The sequence below is a fragment of the Rhodococcus erythropolis NBRC 15567 genome (assembly GCF_001552595.1).
In the GTDB taxonomy this organism is placed as follows: Bacteria; Actinomycetota; Actinomycetes; order Mycobacteriales; family Mycobacteriaceae; genus Rhodococcus_F; species Rhodococcus_F erythropolis.
In genome coordinates, this window is sequence record NZ_BCRM01000003.1 from 81,274 (window position 1) to 100,173 (window position 18,900).

17 protein-coding genes are annotated in these 18,900 nt (G+C 62.3%); 3 read left to right on the forward strand and 14 right to left on the reverse strand.

What is annotated here, in order from left to right:
• Window positions 1-8: 8 nt before the first annotated feature.
• Window positions 9-1,796, reverse strand: a complete 1,788-nt coding sequence (locus tag RE4_RS08045) for an ABC transporter ATP-binding protein (protein WP_370671293.1) — start codon at window positions 1,794-1,796, stop codon at window positions 9-11.
• Between the two features lie 11 nt (window positions 1,797-1,807).
• The gene (locus RE4_RS08050) at window positions 1,808-3,562 is read right to left on the reverse strand and encodes an ABC transporter ATP-binding protein (protein WP_081098327.1); all 1,755 of its coding nucleotides are present in this window, start codon (window positions 3,560-3,562) and stop codon (window positions 1,808-1,810) included.
• Between the two features lie 153 nt (window positions 3,563-3,715).
• Between RE4_RS08050 and RE4_RS31260 the strand changes: the two genes are divergently transcribed.
• On the forward strand, window positions 3,716-3,892 hold the full coding sequence (locus RE4_RS31260; RefSeq protein WP_019747006.1) for a hypothetical protein: 177 nt from the start codon (window positions 3,716-3,718) through the stop codon (window positions 3,890-3,892).
• A gap of 103 nt (window positions 3,893-3,995) precedes the next feature.
• Window positions 3,996-5,459, forward strand: a complete 1,464-nt coding sequence (locus tag RE4_RS08055) for an alpha,alpha-trehalose-phosphate synthase (UDP-forming) (protein ID WP_127159967.1) — start codon at window positions 3,996-3,998, stop codon at window positions 5,457-5,459.
• 65 nt (window positions 5,460-5,524) lie between these two features.
• On the opposite strand, the gene RE4_RS08060 is transcribed toward RE4_RS08055, so the two are convergent.
• From RE4_RS08060 to RE4_RS08115, 12 genes are all read right to left on the reverse strand, one after another.
• Window positions 5,525-6,058: a twin-arginine translocation pathway signal gene (locus RE4_RS08060; RefSeq protein WP_019747004.1), complete on the reverse strand. Its 534-nt coding sequence runs from the start codon at window positions 6,056-6,058 to the stop codon at window positions 5,525-5,527.
• Entirely contained in the window at window positions 6,055-6,843 is a 789-nt protein-coding gene (locus RE4_RS31405) for an Rv1363c family protein (protein ID WP_081098328.1), read from the reverse strand. Before RE4_RS31405 ends, RE4_RS08060 begins: the two co-directional genes overlap by 4 nt.
• Window positions 6,843-8,237 (reverse strand): MCE family protein, encoded by a 1,395-nt coding sequence (locus RE4_RS08070; protein ID WP_019747002.1) that lies wholly within the window; start codon window positions 8,235-8,237, stop codon window positions 6,843-6,845. Before RE4_RS08070 ends, RE4_RS31405 begins: the two co-directional genes overlap by 1 nt.
• A complete protein-coding gene (locus tag RE4_RS08075; protein ID WP_019747001.1) occupies window positions 8,234-9,481 on the reverse strand; it encodes an MCE family protein in 1,248 nt (415 codons plus the stop codon). The genes RE4_RS08070 and RE4_RS08075 overlap by 4 nt, the downstream gene beginning before the upstream one ends.
• Window positions 9,481-10,785: an MCE family protein gene (locus RE4_RS08080; RefSeq protein ID WP_019747000.1), complete on the reverse strand. Its 1,305-nt coding sequence runs from the start codon at window positions 10,783-10,785 to the stop codon at window positions 9,481-9,483. Before RE4_RS08080 ends, RE4_RS08075 begins: the two co-directional genes overlap by 1 nt.
• Window positions 10,782-11,840, reverse strand: a complete 1,059-nt coding sequence (locus RE4_RS08085) for an MCE family protein (protein WP_021332433.1) — start codon at window positions 11,838-11,840, stop codon at window positions 10,782-10,784. Before RE4_RS08085 ends, RE4_RS08080 begins: the two co-directional genes overlap by 4 nt.
• Complete coding sequence (locus tag RE4_RS08090) at window positions 11,837-12,856, reverse strand: MCE family protein (RefSeq protein WP_019746999.1); 1,020 nt, start codon at window positions 12,854-12,856, stop codon at window positions 11,837-11,839. The genes RE4_RS08085 and RE4_RS08090 overlap by 4 nt, the downstream gene beginning before the upstream one ends.
• A complete protein-coding gene (locus tag RE4_RS08095) occupies window positions 12,856-14,040 on the reverse strand; it encodes an MCE family protein (RefSeq protein WP_003945815.1) in 1,185 nt (394 codons plus the stop codon). The genes RE4_RS08090 and RE4_RS08095 overlap by 1 nt, the downstream gene beginning before the upstream one ends.
• A gap of 11 nt (window positions 14,041-14,051) precedes the next feature.
• Window positions 14,052-14,903: an MlaE family ABC transporter permease gene (locus RE4_RS08100; RefSeq protein ID WP_003945759.1), complete on the reverse strand. Its 852-nt coding sequence runs from the start codon at window positions 14,901-14,903 to the stop codon at window positions 14,052-14,054.
• A gap of 64 nt (window positions 14,904-14,967) precedes the next feature.
• Window positions 14,968-15,732 (reverse strand): MlaE family ABC transporter permease, encoded by a 765-nt coding sequence (locus tag RE4_RS08105; RefSeq protein ID WP_003945687.1) that lies wholly within the window; start codon window positions 15,730-15,732, stop codon window positions 14,968-14,970.
• Window positions 15,733-16,234: 502 nt separating this feature from the next.
• The gene (locus RE4_RS08110) at window positions 16,235-17,152 is read right to left on the reverse strand and encodes a 3-oxoacyl-ACP reductase (protein WP_007734334.1); all 918 of its coding nucleotides are present in this window, start codon (window positions 17,150-17,152) and stop codon (window positions 16,235-16,237) included.
• Between the two features lie 109 nt (window positions 17,153-17,261).
• A complete protein-coding gene (locus RE4_RS08115) occupies window positions 17,262-17,453 on the reverse strand; it encodes a ferredoxin (protein WP_007734330.1) in 192 nt (63 codons plus the stop codon).
• Window positions 17,454-17,718: 265 nt separating this feature from the next.
• Here RE4_RS08115 and RE4_RS08120 point away from each other — a divergent pair, with 265 nt between their 5' ends.
• Window positions 17,719-18,900 carry an acyl-CoA dehydrogenase family protein gene (locus tag RE4_RS08120; protein WP_003945878.1) on the forward strand — a complete coding sequence of 394 codons (1,182 nt, stop codon included), beginning with the start codon at window positions 17,719-17,721 and terminating at the stop codon, window positions 18,898-18,900.

The window sequence follows — 18,900 nt, forward strand, 5'->3', positions numbered from 1 at the left end:
CAAACCCCTCAGTCGCGACCTTCCCAGGCCGCCCACAGTTGTGCGTAACGCCCGCCCGCGGACACCAGTTCGCGGTGCGGGCCTTCTTCTACGATCTGTCCGTGTTCGAGCACGATCACTCGGTCGGCGCCCGCAGCCTGTGTAAGCCGGTGTGCAACAACCAGAGTGGTGCGACCCTCCGTAGCGGCTTCGGCAGTCGCTTCCAGTTCCCGTGCTCCGGCGCTGCCCGCCTCCGCTGTTGCTTCGTCCAGTACAGCGACGGCCGGGTCGGCCAACACCAGTCGCGCCAAAGCCAACTGCTGCGCCTGTGCCGCCGTCATCTCGTGCCCGCCTTCGCCCACGACGGTCAGCATTCCCTCGTCGAGAGCCTCCACCCACTCGTACGCGCCGACCGTCCGCAGCGCCGCGGCTACGTCCTCGTCCGAGGATTCGGGAGCGGCCAACCTCAGATCCTCGATCAGGGGCCCGGCAAAAACATGGACCTCCTGACTCACGATCGCGATGTGGCGTCGTAGGTCGTCGAGGTCGGCAAGCGGGACACCACCGATCGACACCCGCCCCGACGTCGGAGTGATCGAACCGGCAGCGATCGCCGCAAGCGTCGTTTTTCCGGCTCCGGTCGAACCGACGAGCGCCACGCGCTCCCCCGCTCGCAAGGTGAGGCTCACTCCGTGGAGAACCTCATGGCCGCCGTCGTAGCTGTGCCGAATGTCGTCCAGACGCAGCGAACCGTCGGCCGGAACGGAACCTGCATCCGTCGAAGGCTCCGTTTCCTCGATCTCGACGACGCCGACCAGTCGCGCGAGGCTGGCGCCGGCCGACTGCACTTCGTCGAAGGTGTAGAGCAGCGAGCCGATCGGGTTGAACAGGCGATGGAACAGCAGAGCAGCAGTCGTCGTCTGGCCTACTGTCACGACGTCCTCACGGACCAGTAGGAATCCGACGACGAGAATCATGGACAAGCCCACGAATTCGGCGCGGTTACCGCGACCGGCGAACCTCGTGAACAGGCCGAACACACCGACGGCCAGATCACGCGCTTTTGCCGACGCCGTATCTATCTGACCGAGGTGTTCCTTCTCGAGGCTGTACGCGCGGACCGTCTTGGCACCCTGGAGGCTGCTGATGAGCGCTTGAGAACGAGCGCCCATCGCTACCCGCTCGGCAGCGTAAATGGGAGCCGATCGCGGCAGGTACCACTTGAGCGCCAGCGCGTACATCGGCAGCGCGACCATTCCGGCGAGGCCGAGGCGCCAGTCGAGTCCCAGCATGGTCACCATGCTCAGAGCCACGAGCAGAACTGCTGCGATCATGCCGGGAACCACGTCGGACACGGCCTTGGCGATCACCGACACGTCGTCGCCGACTCGTGAGAGCAGATCGCCCTTGCCGACCTTCTCGACGGTCTGGATCGGCAGGCGCAGTGCCCGGTCCACGGTTCGCTCGCGCAGGTCCGCCAGAATCGTCTCGCCGAGTCGCTTGATCAGATAGGCGGCCACACCGGTGAACACACCGCCCACGATTGCGGCGGCGGCGATGATCACGACCACCCCGACGATCGTCGACGTGGGCGCGTTGTCCCGGACCCGGTCGACCAGGACACCGAATACGTAAATCGGCACCAAGGCCATCGCCGACGCCGAAGCCGCGACGATCAGGACCAACAGGCTCTGCATCCGGTGTTCGGCCAGCGCTGCTCGCAACCACTTCCAGGTCTGTCGACCACCCGCGATCGGCAACAGTTCGCGCTCGGTCACCTTCTCCGCGTTCTCCCCGGCCGGCATATCGGTTGTCATGTCCGTGGCCGTCACCGCAGCACCGCTCCTCGGTAGTTCGCGTCCCCGCGAGAGAGTTCGGAATGTGTGCCGATCGAGGCAATCACTCCGTCGTTCAAGACGATCACTCGATCCGTCACAGCCAACAAGGCGGGGCTGCTGGTGATCAATACCGTCGTGTGGATGCCACCGGCACCCTCGTGCCGCAGTTCTGCGATTCCTTCGGCGATCGACGCCTCGGTCACCGCGTCCACTGCCGTAGTCGGATCGTGCAGGACCATCACGGGTGCCTGTGCCACCAAGGCGCGCGCGAGGGCGACGCGTTGTCGCTGACCTCCCGACAAACTGGCGCCTCGATCGGTCACTTCGAGGTCGAGACCGTCCGGATGTGCGTCGACGACATCCGCCGCTGCCGACGCCGCCAGAGCACTCTGGATGTCGAGAGCAGCGGCGTCACCGGCGCCCGCAGTGACGTTCGAGGCGAGGGACCCGGAGAACAGATCGGTGATGTGCGGCTCCACCAACACCGTCCGACGCGCCAATCGCAAGTCCATGTCGGACAGGCTGATTCCGCCAACCCTCACCACTCCGCGATACGAACCCTGCGCCAGCTGACCGGACAGGACCGCGACAAGAGCGTCGGCGTCCTGCGGCTGGTAAGCCACGACGCCCAGCAGTTCTCCGGCAGGCAGGTGCAGGTCGATGCCCTTGAGCGACTTGTACTCGACGCCGTCGAGGGTCAGGTCGGTGCCTTCGAGTTCGGTCTGCGAACCCGCGCCCCGCAGTGGCTCCGCGTCCAAGACCAATGCCAGTCGATCCGACGACGCCCGCGCCACCGCGAAGTATCCGGGAATGGACGCAAGCAATCCGAGCGGTTCGATGATGAACTGCGCAAGCCCCACCACGGTGATCAGTTCACCGACCGTGATCCGGCCCTGCAACGCGAAGTACCCGGCGAAGCCCGCAACACCGACCGCGAGCAACGCACTGACGGTCGCGGCAACGCCGGTGTAGATACCGGTCGCCTTGGCCGTGCCGATCGTCGACGCGAGCGCCTGACGGCTGACTGTGCGATAGCGAGCCGACGCGGTCTTCTCACCACCGATACCGCGCAGTGGACGCAATCCGCTGACCAGATCCGTAGCCATCGCCGACGCCCGCGCGATCGACGCCTGCTGACCGGTGGCCCTCGACGTGATGAGCGGCGCCGCCAATTGCAGCAGACCGAGAATGACCGGCGTTCCGATCAGAACGGCCAATCCCAGCCAGAGGTCGATCCACACCAACGCCACGGCCGACGCGACCGCAGCCGTCAGGGCCGCAGCCGCGCGCGGGACGATGTCCGCGATCCACGAAGTCTGCTCGGCGTCCGATGTCGAAACAGTCAGCAGTTCACCTGAACGCAGATCGGTGCGCACCCCACGCGGATCGAGGACGCGGTGCGCCACCTCGAGCCGGAGGCGATGAGCCTCCTGCTGCATCGCGGTGACGATGAAGCGTGCACCGAAGCGCCACGCGGCCGTCAGAACGAGAAACAGAGCCGCGAGACCGACGATGGAGACGATCAGGGCCGTGGTGTCCGAAGTCTCCACGGCACGGTCGATGATCACACCGATGGAGATCGGCACCGCCGTCTCGGTCAGTTGGTGCAGACAGACCAGAACCGTGCCGATAGCGAGCGGGCGACGGTTGCGGACGAGGACGCGTCGCAAAATCGCAGCACCACTGTGATTGCCACTATCGGGCTCGTCCGAGTCGACGGTCACACTCGAGGGGGTCGAACTCATGGAACTCCAAGCATCGATGGAAGCGATAAAGTTGAGTACAGAGATAAGTAAGTCGACCCTAATACATGAGCAACTAGCGTCGACACGCCCAGTTCTCATAGAGTCGCGAGTAAGAAACATTGCTTGCGCCGTGCAGGCAAGCACGAGAGGAACATGATGGCTGAGAACACGACCGTCGAAACCGAGATCGCGGACGAGGAAATCGAGACCGTCGCCGAGGAAACAGCGCGCATGGCGCAGCACGTTGTCGCTGCATACGCGGAGGATGCCGACGAGTGCAGGATGCTGCTCTCGATGCTCGGTATCTCTCCCGCCGCCAAGCTCGACTGAATCTTTCCCTCACCGACCGAGAAGGAACCACGTGCCTGTCAGTCCGGATTCGACCAGTTCAACCCTTTCTGACAGCGCACTTGCTTCTTCGACCGGTGACACCGTGTCCGGGCAGGCTGAGTTCGTCGTCGTAGCGAACCGCCTGCCCGTCGACTTGGAACGGCTTCCCGACGGCACCACCCGCTGGAAGCGAAGCCCCGGTGGACTGGTCACCGCTCTCGAGCCGATCCTGCGCAGCAATCAGGGCGCGTGGGTGGGCTGGGCGGGCGTGCCCGACGCCGATCTCGACCCCATCGTCGAAGACGGACTCGAGCTCTACCCCGTGCCGCTGAGCGCCGAGGAGATCAACGAGTACTACGAGGGGTTCTCCAACGCCACCCTCTGGCCGCTCTATCACGACGTCATCGTCAAACCCGAGTACCACCGCGAATGGTGGAACGCCTACGTCGAGGTGAATCGGCGGTTCGCCGAAGCCACTTCCAAGGCAGCGGCTCAGGGCGCGACCGTCTGGATCCAGGACTACCAGCTGCAGTTGGTACCGAAGATGCTGCGGATGCTGCGCCCCGACCTCACCATCGGATTCTTCCTGCACATTCCGTTTCCCCCGGTCGAGCTGTTCATGCAGATGCCGTGGCGCACCGAGATCGTCGAGGGCCTCCTCGGCGCCGACCTCATCGGCTTCCACCTTCCGGGTGGCGCACAGAACTTCCTCTACCTGGCCAGACGCCTTGCCGGACAGCAGACTTCACGCGGAACAGTCGGCGTCCGCTCCAAACTCGGTGTGGTGCAAGTAGGTTTCCGTAGCGTCCGCGTCGGTGCATTCCCCATCTCCATCGACTCCGGCAAGCTCGACGAACTCTCGCGCACCAAGGCAATTCGAGACCGCGCCAAGCAGATTCGCAAAGAACTCGGGAACCCCAAGCACATCATGCTGGGCGTGGACCGCCTCGACTACACCAAGGGCATCGACGTCAGGCTCGCCGCACTCCACGAACTTCTCATGGAGAAGCGCATCGATCCCGCCGACACGGTCATGGTGCAGTTGGCGACCCCGAGCCGCGAACGTGTCGAAAGCTACGTGCAGATGCGCGGAGACATCGAGCAGAAGGTCTCCCGGATCAACGGCGAGTTCAGCGAAGTCGGTCGCCCCGTCGTCCACTACATCCATCGGCCGATCCCCCGCGACGAACTGGTCGCGTTCTTCGTCGCTGCCGACCTCATGCTGGTCACACCGCTGCGTGACGGTATGAACCTGGTCGCCAAGGAGTACGTCGCCTGCCGCAGTGATCTGGGTGGCGCATTGCTGCTCAGCGAATTCACCGGCGCTGCATCAGAACTCCGTCAGGCTTTCCTGTGCAATCCCCACGACCTCGACGACGTCAAGGATTCGATGGAGAAGGCCCTCAATCAACCGCGAGAGGACGGCCGACGCCACATGCGTGCGCTACGTCGTCAGGTCCTGACCCACGACGTCGACCGCTGGGCACGCTCGTTCCTCGACGCGCTCGCGCACGGCGGTGCCGCAGGTCCGGCGCTGATCGCCCCGGCCGAAGCACAAGACCACTGAGGACAGTGCACAAAGGCTGGGGCCGCGGAGAGTGAATCTCCGCGGCCCCAGCCTGTTTCAGATAATCAGAAGGGTTGGACGTTGTTCACGAGCCAACGCCCGTCCTGCTTCTCCAGACTCATCTTGACGCGACTACCACTGGCGACGGCTTCGGGTGATTCCGAAGACGTAGTGATCTGATTGAGGAACAGCATCGTCGTCGCGCTGTCCGCCTCCGCGTCGAGAACCGCGGCACCCTGGACGACTACCTGAACGGTCAGCGACTTTTCCTTGGCTCCCGGAATGATCACCGATTCGATCAGGTTGGTGAACGTGCCCTGGAAATCGCCCGTCAAACCGTCTGTGGCCGCGTGCAACTGCTGGTCGACGTTGTTGTAGTCGTACTGGAACATCGCAACCGCCTGATCGGAAGAGGCCTGTGCCACTTCGTCTCTGGTCTGATCGATCGCCGCAATGTCACGCGTTCCACCCGGACCGAAGTAGAGATACGCCGACACTGCCGCCAACGCGATGGCCACTGCACTGATGACGCACAGAACGATGGCGAGCGGTGAGACGCGCTTGGGCTTGGACGTCTCGGGGATTACTTCTGGGGTCATGGCACAAACTCCACATTCGAGGCAAGCAACTGCCCGTCGACGTCGCACATGGTGATTCGGAGTCGGTAGTTGCGTTCAGCGGGCGCTTCGTCGCCGTTCTTCTGCATCGCACGCACCGCGACCAATGAAGTCCCGCAATCGCCGTCGGACTTCTCGAACCCGGCTTCGAGTACCTCGCCGTCGGTCTGAACTCCGGCCTGCCCGAGGACGTTGACAAACGAATCCTTGCGTCCGTCGAACTGCGACTTGAACTCGTCGGTGGTGCCGGCGAGGAACTTGTCGAGGTCGGCAGCCGCTGTATCCGCGTGCAGTGTCGTCAGATTCAGTGCGGTGGTCCGGGCACCGGCCACGTAGCGCGCTCGGTCCTCGTCGGCATTGGACGCCTTGTTCCGGTCGACGAGAAGAAACACCGTCAGGGCCGTAAGAGCAACAGCGATCACCGAAGCAACGGCGATCCCGACTACCAGCCCGGCCTTGGGCTTCGAACGAACAGGGGTGTCCACAGCAGTTTCTGCGGGGGTTTCGGTGGTACCGGTCGGCTCAGCCTTGGTCGCGACCTGATCACCGCTGACGACCTTCTCAGGTGGAGTATCGGGCTTGCCCAAAGCAACTGGCGCCGCCACCTTCTGCTCAGCCGCCTTCTGCTCAGCTGGCTTCTGTTCGGCCGACTTCTTTTCGGTGGGCACTACTACCGCGGCAGCGTCTGCATCCGCACCCGTGGGTCCGGCGCTGCGGGACGCGCGACGGCGCACCCGCTGCCCGGCCTGTGGATCTTCGTCTGTCATCAACCCTGCTGACCCTTCATGAACTGTTCGAGACTGACGTCGCCGCCACCGAGGTTCGGTTGCGAGTACGTCCTTCCGTCCGGCCCGATGTACGTGCCTGTAATCGGATCGTACCGACGAGCCGAGACCGAAGGCGTCGACGTGTACGAGCTCGGGGTCGCGGTAATCGGTTCCGGAGGCCCGGATTGCGGGTTCGTGCCCATCGGTACGTAGCCGGAACGGCACTGTTCGACCGTCGGCGCACGACGTCCCGGATACTCCTCGCAGGGAAGGTTTCTCGCGCCGCGCACGGCGATCGGTGAATCCTGGGCAACCTGGCAGAAGAGATCCGACGGCGTCTCGATCGGTGATTCGTCCTTCGGACTGCGCCACTGCTCTGCGGGCAGGAATCCTGTAGTGCACGGCGGCGGGTCGTTGACCTCCATGTGGAAGTCCACCAGTGCACCATCCGCAGCCGGGCCGGAGCCTGCCACCGTGACCAGCGCTGCGGCCAGCGGCGGGTAGATGACCAGAATCTGCTCGATCGCGTTGTTGTAGATCACGCCGACCTGTCCGACGGACACGAGGTTCGCCAGAAGAATCGGCAATGTCGGCTGCATGTCTTGCAGAAGAGCATTCGCCTCCGCCGCTGCGGCCGGACCCTTCTGGATGACGGCACGCAGATCAGGGTCGCTGGCTCGGAGCTGGTCGGTGAACGTCACCAGATTGCTTGTCCAGGAACGGATGGCGTCGCTGCTGACCACCTGAGTGTCCAGGAGTGGACCGGCCTGCTCGATCAGCGTCTTGGTCGCGTCGGAGTTGTTGTTCGCCTCCTCGACGAACAGCCGAGCCGAGTCGATCAGCTTCTGCAGATCCGGGCCGGCACCGTTGAACGCCTTGAAGGATTCGTCGATGACGGTCTTGAGCTTGGTGTCGGAAATGCTCTGCAGCAACAGATCTGCCTGATCGAGCATCGCGCCGACATCCTGCGGAATGCTGGTTCGGTCTTCGGGAATCACCGATCCGTTTTCCAGATGCCCGTCGACCACGATCGCTCCGGAGCTGTCGGTGTGCGGAATCAGGTCGACGAACTGCTCGCCGATCGCCGACACACTCTTGACCGCAGCATCGACGTCCGACGGAACCTTGACGCCACTCTCGAGAGACAGTCGCGCATTCACACCCGTCTCCGAGAGCTCCACCGCGTTCACGACACCGATGGTCTGACCGCGGTAGGTGACGTTCGAGTTCTTGTACAGCCCACCGGTGGCGGGCAATTCGACAGTGACGTCGTAACGGCCGATACCGACCATCGCCGGAACACGCACGTACTGAGTGGCCATCACGATCAAACCGACGACCGTCAAGACGGCGAAGATGGTGAGCTGGATACGGACGAACTTTGTGAGCATCATGGTGCCGGTGCCCCCTGAGGAAGTCCTGGAATGTTGATCGGCGGAAGTCCCGGAATCTGAATGGTATTCGGATCCGCTGCCGGGGCCTGCGCAGCGGGAGCCTGTCCGGCGGGAGCCTGGGCCGGCGGTGCGGCAGGCTTGAGCGGATCGCTCAACGGGTTGCCTGTCTGTCCGGCGAGCCCGGCCTGCTTACCCAACACACCTTCCGGGCCGGAGAGTGTTCCGGCCAACGGAGTTCCGGTGAGGAAGTTCGCGTCGAGTCGGGGCAGCGAGATGTCGATGGTCATTGCCAGGTTGGCGTAGTCACCGCGGATGACGTTGTCGATTCCGTTCTGTGGGAACGGGAACGTCAAGAGGACTCCGAGAACTTGAGTGAGAGCGTTACCCGAATCCGCCAAGGCCTTCAGAGTCGGCGAAAGAGCCCGAACGTTGGTCGCGAAATCGTCGCCGCTCTCCTGGATGACACGGCTCGCCACCTCGCTGAGACCACCGAGGGAGGTCAACGCGGTGGTGATGTCCTGACGCTGAGCGACAAGAATCTCGAGTGCCGGCGGAATACCTTCGAGCGCTTTGTTCAAGGTGTCGTGCTGTGCCTGGACGGTCGAGGACAGTCGATCGAGTCCTTCCATCGCCGAAACGATGTCGCCTCGTTGCTTGTCCAGACTTCCGACCAGCTGATCGAGCTGAGGCAGGAGGTCTCGAACGGAATCTTCACGCCCACCGAGAGCGGCATTGAGTTCCTTCGTGATGTCCTGAACCTGAGCGAGACCGCCGCCGTTGAGAACAACGGACAGAGACGACAGCGTCTGTTCCGTCGTCGGGTAAGCGCCCGCCCGCTCGATGGGAATCAAGTCACCGGCTTCGAGTCGGCCCTCGGGCTCTTCTCCAACCGGCGGCGCCAACTCGATGTGCTGAGAGCCGAGCAAGCTGGTCTGGCCGATTTTTGCCGTCGCGTTGGCAGGCAACTGAACCTCGGGATTCAGCGACACCGTCACCAGAGCGTGCCAGCCCTGAACCTCGATGTTCGAAACGCTTCCCACTGCAACGTCATCCACCCGGACGGGCGAATTCTGCGACAGCGTAGTCACGTTCGGCATCTCGATCTGGACCTCGTATGCGCCTTCGCCCCGGCCCTGAGTTCCTGGCATCGGCACAGAGTTGAGACCGTTCCATTCACAACCGCTGGCGCCGAGTGCCACTGCCGTGGCCAACACGGCAACCGTGGTCTTGCGAGCTACCCGCATCAGTTCCCTCCGCCCATGTTGAAGAGTTCGGCGAGATCCTTGGGAACACTCGTCATGGGAGCACCTGACATCGGTCCTGCGACGGTTTCCGGCTGATTCTGACTTGCCGCTTCCAATCCCGGTTCGGTGTAGACGATCTGATCCGGGAAAGCCTGCACGCCCGCGACCGGGTTGAACAGGAATCCGGGGTAGTTGCCGATCATCGTGCTGAGCACCGGCCCGAGGTATTGCTTACACAGGTCGGCACTGTTCTGGGAGTTACCACTGTCGATGCCTTCGATGGAACCACAGATCCACTGGATCGGATTCTTGAAGTTACTCAGTGCGATTGCGCCGGTCATGCTGCCCTGAGCCGGTTTGTAGATCTGATAGAAGTTGGCAAGCGACGTCGGTCCGGAGTGCAGAACCTGCTCGATCTCCGGGCGCTTGTCCGTCAGTACCTGGGTGGCATCGGCCAGACGCGCGACCGATTCGCTCAGTCCCTCGCTGTTGTCCTTGACGAACCGCTGAACGTCGCCCACCGCCAGGTCGAGATCGCTGAGGGCGGTACCCAACTCGTCGGAGCTGCTTGCGAGAACGCTTGTCACCGAAGCGAGGTGACCGCTGAACTGCACGATCTGCTCGTTGCTCGAGGACAACGCAGTGACAAACGCCTGCAGGTTCCGAATGGTGGAGAACAAATCGGTCCGGCCTTCGGACAGCGTGTGCATCGTGGCCGAGAGTTCGCGCAACGTCGACCGAATGGACTCACCGTTACCGTCGAGGTTCGTTCCCACGGTGTCGATGAATCGGCCGAGGGAACCCTGATCGTCCAGACCCTCCGGTCCGAGTGCGTCAGACAGTTTGGTCAGTTCGGTCTTGATCTCGTCCCACTCCACCGGAACGGCGGTGCGCTCGATCGGGATCTCGCCGCCATTGGGCATCTGTTCCCCGCCGGAGTACACGGGGGTCAATTGCACGAAGCGTGCGGACACGAGGCTTTGAGCAACGATGAGCGCCTTGGCATCTGCCGGAACGTCGACGCTCGAGTCGATCTTCATCTCGACGTACGTGTCCCGATCACGCGGTTCGATCTTCGTCACCTTGCCGACGTTGACACCGAGCACTCGCACGACGTCGCCCTCGTAGAGACCTGTCGTCGAGACGAAGTGCGCGGAGATCTTGGTCTTGCCCAGGCCAGGGATGAAGAGGTAGGCCGCACCCGCCACGAGCAGCGCGACCAGCACACCCGCTCCGATCAGCACCCACTTCTTGCGTGGGTTGGTGGAGCCCTGTGAATCCTGTGAAGTCATGGTCTCGGTCATTCTCCCGGCCCCCTGATCGTCGGTGGAATGCCGGGGAAGAAGTCTTCCAGGTCGCCCGGAACCTGCTCGGGCGCGACGCTGGTGTCCACCAAAGTCTTCCACCAGTTACTCGGCAGAATGTTGATGATGAAGGCATCGAAGAACGGGCCGCTGGCCACGGTCTCGCCGAGCGCGGTGATGTACGGTCCGAGGCCGTCGAGCGCCCCGGCGATGTTGTCCTTGTTCTGCTGAAGAACCTCGGCGACCGAATTCAGCTTCTCGAGGGTCGGCCCCATCTGAGCCTCGTTCTCCTGCACAAGCGCTGACAGTTGACGTGAGACTGCGCCGGTGTTGACGATCAGTTCGCTGATCGCGTCACGCCGCAAGCTCAGTTCGGCAAACAGCTTGTTGCCGTCAACCAGCAACGAATCGATCTGACCGCTTCTGTCGGAGAGGATCTTGGTGACATCTTCGGCCCGCGAGAGCAATTGGAGCAGGCTCTCGTCGCGTGAGTTGATGCTCTGCGAAAGCCGCGTCATTCCGTCCAACGCGGTGCGCAGTTCGGGCGGAGTATCGGCCAGCGTGTCCGAGATAGCGTTGAGCGAATCGTTGATCTGGTCCGTGTCGAGTTCGGACACCGTGGTACCGAGGTCGCCGAGCGCGTCGTTGAGCGAGTACGGGGAGTTGGTGCGCTCGATAGGAATCGGCGTGTCCGTGCGCAGCAGTCCGGATCCTTCCGGCCGCACCGCCAACGACTTTCGGCCGAGAACCGTGTTGGTCTTGATGTCGGCCGCGGTCTGCTCGCCCAGGGCGACGCCGTCCTGAACGGTGAAGGTGACCAGAACCTTCTGGTCGTCGAGCTCGACGTCGCTGACCTTGCCGACATTCACTCCGGCCATGGTCACATTGTCGCCGGCGACCAGGCCGCCGGCATCTTGGAAATACGCCGAGTAGCGAATGCCGCCGTTGATGAACTGGAGTTGATCGTATTGAAGCGTGGCACCCACGGTTGCCACCGCCAGGACGAGACCGATGACACCGATCTGTACCGGATTGCGTTCACGGGTAGGGGTCATGAGACTTTTGCGCACCTTCCCGTGTCCTGGACTGCCGTGGGCAAGATGATCGTCGTTCCGTCAGGTCCGGAGAACTTGAAAGTGTTGGCGCACAGATAGAACTGGAAGAACGCTCCGTACGTGCCCACTCGGATCAGCTTCCGGTAGTCGGACGGCAGACGACCGAGCGCGGTATTGATGTCGTCCTTGCCCAGGTCCAGCTGCGTCATCGTTCGGTTGGTCTCCCCGATCAGGGTCTGGATGTCCGGACGTGTCGCCTGCAGCAGCGATGCGAGATCTCCGGTCGCGCCGGCGATCTCGGTGATCGAATTACCGATCGGGCCACTGTCCTTCGCCAATCCACTGACCAACTGCTGGAGCTGATCGATCGTGGTGGAGAACTGATCACCCTTGTCGTTGATCGTGCCGAGTACGTCGTTGAGGTTGGTGATGACGTCCCCGATCAGCTGATCTCGGTCCGCCAACGTGCTGGTGAACGAACTGGTGTTTCCCAGAAGCGAAACCAATGTTCCACCCTGACCTTGGAGTACCTGGAGCAGGGCCCCGGAGAGGTCGTTGACCTGCTGGGGGTCGAGAGAGCGAAGCAGCGGCTTGAATCCGCCGAGCAGCAGATCCAGATCGAGCGCGGGCGACGTCTGGTCGACTGGAATCGATCCACCTGACGAAAGCGTCTCGGTGGAACCAGCGCCCTCGAGCAGTTCCATGTAGCGGTCGCCCACCAGGTTCTCGTAGCGCACAGTCGCTTTGGTGCTCTTCATCAGTGAGTACTTGGTATCGACGTCGAACTCGACCTCGGCCTGGTTGGAGTCACCGATGGACACTCCGGTGACCGACCCGACCGGAACACCGGCGATACGTACCTTGTCGCCGGACTTGAGTCCCGAGACGTCCGAGAACGTGGCGTGAAATCCGTTGCTGCTGCTGAAGCGCACCTGACTGAAGACGATCGCCAGTCCGGCGAAGATGACCGCCATGACGACGGTGAAAATCAGCAGCTTGACCGTGGTCGGTCTCATCACTTCCCGTCTTCCTGCTCGTAGGAGTCACCGAAGAGATACTGGAAAATGGTCGGCACGGTGACGCGCAGTTCGGTGTTGGGAACGAAAGGCACGTTGCCGGTGTTGGTGACTGCGAACGGGGCATGCCCGTCGACCTTCGGATCGAATTCGGGCAGACCATAACAATTGGGTCCACCGGAGGCCGCGACCTTGGGGAGAGATTGCGGGTTCTGGTACGCCTCGGCGCCGTACATGAAGCTCGCACTCAGCATCAGTGCAGCCTTGTCCCCGGTGCCTGCCAGTGGCTCGAACTTGATCCGGCCGTCGTTCAACCCGACGATGAAGCACGTCAGACCCGACGAGTACTTGTCGAGCAGGGTCGTCGTCGCGGTCAGAGTGTCGAGGGCGGTGGTCAGGTTCTGCTCGTTGTCGGTCAACAACGCGTTGCCGGTGTCCGCGAGGCCGGTGACGTTCAGCAACAGCAGGTCGAGGTTTGCCTGCTCCGCCACGATCGATCCGCTTGTCGCGGTGGCGTTGTCGAGGATGCGCATCAGATCCGGTGCCACGTCGGCGTACAGGTTGGTGACATCGGCGGCGCCGACCAAGTCTTCCTGGAGCTGCGGCAGAACCGGATTCATCTTCTTCAGATAGGTGTCACCGAGCTCGAGAACCTCACCCAGCGACTCGCCGCGCCCGTTGAGTGCAGTGGAGATCGCGCCGAGTGTGGCGTTGAGCTTTTCCGGTTCGATCTTCGCGAGTACGTCCGAAAGATGTTCGAAGACACTGTTGAACTCGACGGTGACGCTGTCCGAGGCGATGACAGCACCCTCCTGGATCGGCTGGGTCGACGGATCGTCGGGAATCACGATGTTGACGTACTTCGCACCGAACACCGTGGTGGTCTTGATTTCCACCCGGGCGTTCGACGGAATCTTCGACATCTGGCCCGGATCCATCGCCAACTTCAGGTTTGCCTGGTCGCCGACGAGGGAGATCGATTCGACGCGGCCGACCTGCACTCCGCGCAGCTTCACCTTGGCATTCGGTTCCATGACCAGGCCGGCACGCGTGGACGTCACGGTGATGGGCGTGCTCTTGGTGAACCCACCCGAGAACATGGTGAGAGCAACGGCGACGATCGCCACGAGTCCGAGGACCAGGCCGGCTGCGGCCAACTTCTTGTGCCATCTGGGTACGGTCATCGCTTGCCCGCCTATCCCGACAGGTTGAAGTTGCCGGACCCGCCGTAGATGGCGAGTGAGATGAGCAGGGTGACCGTGACGACCGCGATCAACGAGGCGCGCACTGCGTTACCCACCGCGACACCGACGCCGACCGGGCCACCGGTTGCGTTGAAGCCGTAGTAGGTGTGGATGAGCATGACGGCCAGCGCCATGACTATCGCCTGGGCGAACGACCACAGTATGTCCGTGGGTATCAGGAAGGTCGTGAAGTAGTGGTCGTACACGCCGCCGGACTGGTTGTAGAGGAACACCGTCGCAAAGCGGCTGGCGACGAACGACGCGATCACCGCCAGGGAGTACAGCGGGATGATCGCGATCATGCCGGCCATGACGCGGGTGCTGACCAGATACGGAATCGACGGGATCGCCATCGTCTCCAGGGCGTCGATCTCTTCGGAGACGCGCATCGCACCGAGCTGCGCGGTGGAGCCGGCGCCGATGGTCGCGGCGAGGCCGATTCCGGCGATGACCGGCGCTGCGATGCGAACGTTGATGAAGGCGGCGAAGAAGCCCGTCAGTGCTTCGACACCGATGTTGCCCAGCGAGCTGTAGCCCTGAACGGCGATGGTGCCACCGGTGAACAGTGTCAGGAATCCGACGATCACGACGGTGCCACCGATGACGGCGAGCGCACCGGTGCCCATGCTGATCTCGGCGATCAGTCGCAGAGTTTCACGCGGATAACGCATCAGCGCCTTGGGAGCGTGACCGAGAGCCTTCGCGAAGAACAGCGCTTGATCACCGATGCTGTCGATACTGCGAGAGATCGAGCCGATCTGTCGACGTGTGCGCGGGAAGCGTCCCGCTGCGGCCAACGCCATCAGATCTCCTCCCGTCCGTCGTTCGTCGTTCTGTTCACTTCGATCTCTCCGACTGCCGTGTGCCTCATCCGGCCGTCAACTTGATACCGATGGTCGTGATGAGCACGTTGACGACGAAGAGCGCCATGAACGCGAACACGACGGTCTGGTTGACCGCGTCACCGACGCTCTTGGCGCCGCCCTTGACGTTGAGTCCGAGGTAGGCCGCAACCAGGCCGGCGATCATGCCGAACAGTCCTGCTTTGACCATGGAGAGCATGAGCTCACCGAATCCGGTGAGCAGTGTGATGCCGTTGACGAAGGCGCCGGGATTCACGTCCTGGATGAACACGGAGAAGACGAAACCGCCGAGGATGCCGATGGTGCAGACCAGTCCGTTGAGGAGCAGCGCCACTCCCGTCGACGCGAGCACCCGGGGAACGACCAACCGGTGGATCGGATTGATACCGAGCACCTTCATGGCGTCGATCTCTTCGCGAATGGTTCTGGCCGAGAGGTCCGCGCAGATGGCGGTTGCGCCGGCGCCGGCGACGATCAGCACGGTGACGATGGGGCCGACCTGTGTGACGGTACCGAGCGCAGCTCCGGCACCGCTGAGGTCGGCTGCACCGATCTCGCGCAAGAGAATGTTGATGGTGAAGCTGACCAGCACCGTGAACGGGATTGCGACCAGCACCGTCGGCACCATCGAGACTCGCGCCACGAACCAGGCCTGATCGATGAACTCTTGACGCTGGAAGGGGCGGGAGAAGACTGCCCTCAAGGTTTGGGCGGACATCTGAAAGAAGCCACCGACCGCTCGTAATGGCACCTCGACGAGGTCTACCATTCGCCCTCCTCGTCCTTGGTTGCCGCAGTACTGTCTGTTCTCATAGTCCAGCCCCCGACAGCTTGTGACTCAGGTCATATTAACTAGAACGTGTTCACCTGTCAAAAACAAGTGTCCAACTCTAAGAATTAGCCTCACGGCGACGATCCGAAACCCGAAGGTTCGGGCCATGGGAAGCATCCCTTTTCGGTGCGAATTTCGCCGAAATATCCTGGAAATTAATACTTTTGAATGATCAGCGCTTCTCGGCGCCGGATCGAGACCCTGCTACCGCGCCAGCCTTGACCGGGCACGTCGATCGAATATCGCATCGTTCACAGGAATGCAAAATTGGAACACAGTCTAGTTTTTTCGAGACCGTTGGTCTCGTTGCAGAACGCAGGCAGAGTGCCGCGCCCACCGACTCGTGAACACGCTATTTCTACCAGGAAGTGGACACGTAGACCGTCTAAGTGTGAACAACGGTTCTACGTGTCGCGCACCTGAGAATCAGACCCGTCGATCAGCCCAACGCGCGCAGGGCCGCCGATGCCGAGAACATCTTTGCCGGGTCACGGTCAGCGAAGTAGTCACCCATCACCGCGGACAGCGTTTCCGGCGACCAGGAATCTCCCTCGGCGTCGAACCGCTGCTCGACGACGGGCGCCGCCATCAGCGCAACCATCGGTCCGTACACCACGAATACCTGACCGTTGACGGCGTCGGCCGCCGGTGACGCCAGGTACGAGACGAGCGATGCCACATGCTCGGGCGAGAGCGGATCGATGCCGTCGGCCGGCGCGTCACCGAACACACCTTCGGTCATCGACGTCCGTGCCCGCGGGCAGATCGCGTTGGCCCGAACGCCATAACGCGAGAGCCCACGTGCGGCCGACAACGTCAGCGCCGTGATTCCGGCTTTTGCAGCGCCGTAGTTGGGCTGCCCTTCCGGTCCGAGAAGGCCCGCCTCCGAAGAAGTGTTGACGATGCGCCCGTACACCGGCGCCCCGGCTTCCTTGGATTTCGCTCGCCAGTAGGCAGCGGCGTTGCGGCACAGGAGGAAATGGCCGCGAAGATGAACTTCGAGGACCAGATCCCAGTCTTCGTCGGACATGTTGAACAGCATCCGGTCGCGCACGACGCCGGCATTGTTGACGACAATGTCGACACTGCCGAACTGCCCCTGCGCTGCTTCCATCAGTGCGTCGGCGGTAGAACGCTCACCGACGTTGCCTGCCACGAATTCGACTTTGGCGCCGAGACCGCGGATCTCCTCGAGCGTTGCTTCGACGGCCTCGTTCGGGGCCAGATCGTTGACGACCAACGACGCACCGGCCTTCGCCAGACCAATGGCCTCGAACTTTCCGAGCCCCGATCCGGCACCGGTCACGATGGCGACCTTGCCCTCGAGACTGGTTTCTGGGCTGTTCACAGCATTCATCGAAGCGCTCTCCCGGTTCTCTGCGGTCGTGTGTCGAGTTACCCGGCTCGATTGCCGTGACCCACGAGTTCGCAACTTTAGAACGTGTTCTTGTTTTGGGCAACCATCGTCAGGGATGTTCGGTCAGCGCCGCACGCGGGCATTGAGCGATCGCGGAACGGACATCTTCCCAGCGATCCTCCGGCGGACGCACGGAACTGATCACGAGCTCCTCGTTGTCGTCGAGGTCGAAAATATCGGGTGCGATCCCTACACACACACCGTTTGCCTCGCAACGGTCCAGATCAACCCTGACCTCCATGGCGATTCCTCTTCTCTACTCACTGCTACTGGCGCGAACACGGATACGAAACGAGTGCCGCAGGGCTGTGCCGCACACCGTTCCTGGCGATAACACTAGAACCTGTTTCAGTCGTGTGCAATGATTCGAAAAAGTACCGAGAACGGACGTCGAACGATCCGCCGGAGACGGCGAGAGCGTCCCTTGTCGCCGATGTACGCATCGATAGAACCTGTGTCAATCGAATGGTTGGCGCTTTGATTCGTATCTCTATGGAGAGGTAACCATGCACATCACCTACACCCCTGAGCAGCAACAGCTCCAGGAGGAGTTGCGTGCCTACTTCGCACAACTGATGACTCCCGAGCGGCGTGAAGCACTCGCTGCCACGACGGGTGAGTACGGCGAAGGCAATGTGTACCGCGAAGTCGTCGCGCAGATGGGCCAGGACGGCTGGCTCACGCTGGGTTGGCCGAAAGAGTACGGCGGACAGGAACGCTCCGCGATGGACCAGCTGATCTTCACCGACGAAGCTGCCATTGCCGGTGCGCCCGTGCCGTTCCTGACGATCAATTCCGTAGCGCCGACAATCATGCATTTCGGGACGGACGAGCAGAAGGCCTTCTTCCTGCCCAAGATCTCCCGCGGTGAGCTCCACTTCGCGATCGGTTACTCCGAGCCCGAGGCCGGCACCGACCTGGCGTCTCTGCGCACGTCGGCCGTCCGTGACGGTGACGATTACGTCATCAACGGGCAGAAGATGTGGACGAGCCTGATCCAGTACGCCGACTACGTGTGGTTGGCGTGCCGCACCGATCCGGAAGCCAAGAAGCACAAGGGAATCAGCATGCTGATCGTCCCGACCACCGCAGAAGGCTTCTCCTACACCCCGGTTCACACCATGGCCGGCCCCGACACCAGCGCCACTTACTACCAGGACGTACGGGTCCCGGCGTCGTCGATAGTCGGCCAGGAACACGGCGGCTGGGCACTGATCACCAATCAGCTCAACCACGAGCGTGTTGCCCTCACCTCGGCCGGACCGATTCTGACCGCGCAGCGTGAGGTCCGCGAGTGGGCACAGAACACCAAGCTGCCCGACGGCCGACGCATGATCGACCAGGAATGGGTGCAGATCAATCTGGCTCGCGTGCATGCCAAGGCCGAGTACCTGAAGTTGATGAACTGGGAAATCGCCTCCGCAACCGATCACGCTCCAGGTCCCGAAGCGGCGTCGGCCAACAAGGTGTTCGGTACCGAATTCGCCACCGAGGCTTACCGCTTGCTGATGGAGATCCTCGGATCCTCCGCCACGATCAGGCAGAACTCCCCCGGCGCTCTTCTACGCGGACGCATCGAACGCATGCATCGTTCTTCGCTGATCCTGACGTTCGGCGGCGGTACCAACGAAGTGCAACGCGACATCATCGGCATGACAGCTCTGCGGCTTCCCGCATCGAAGCGATAA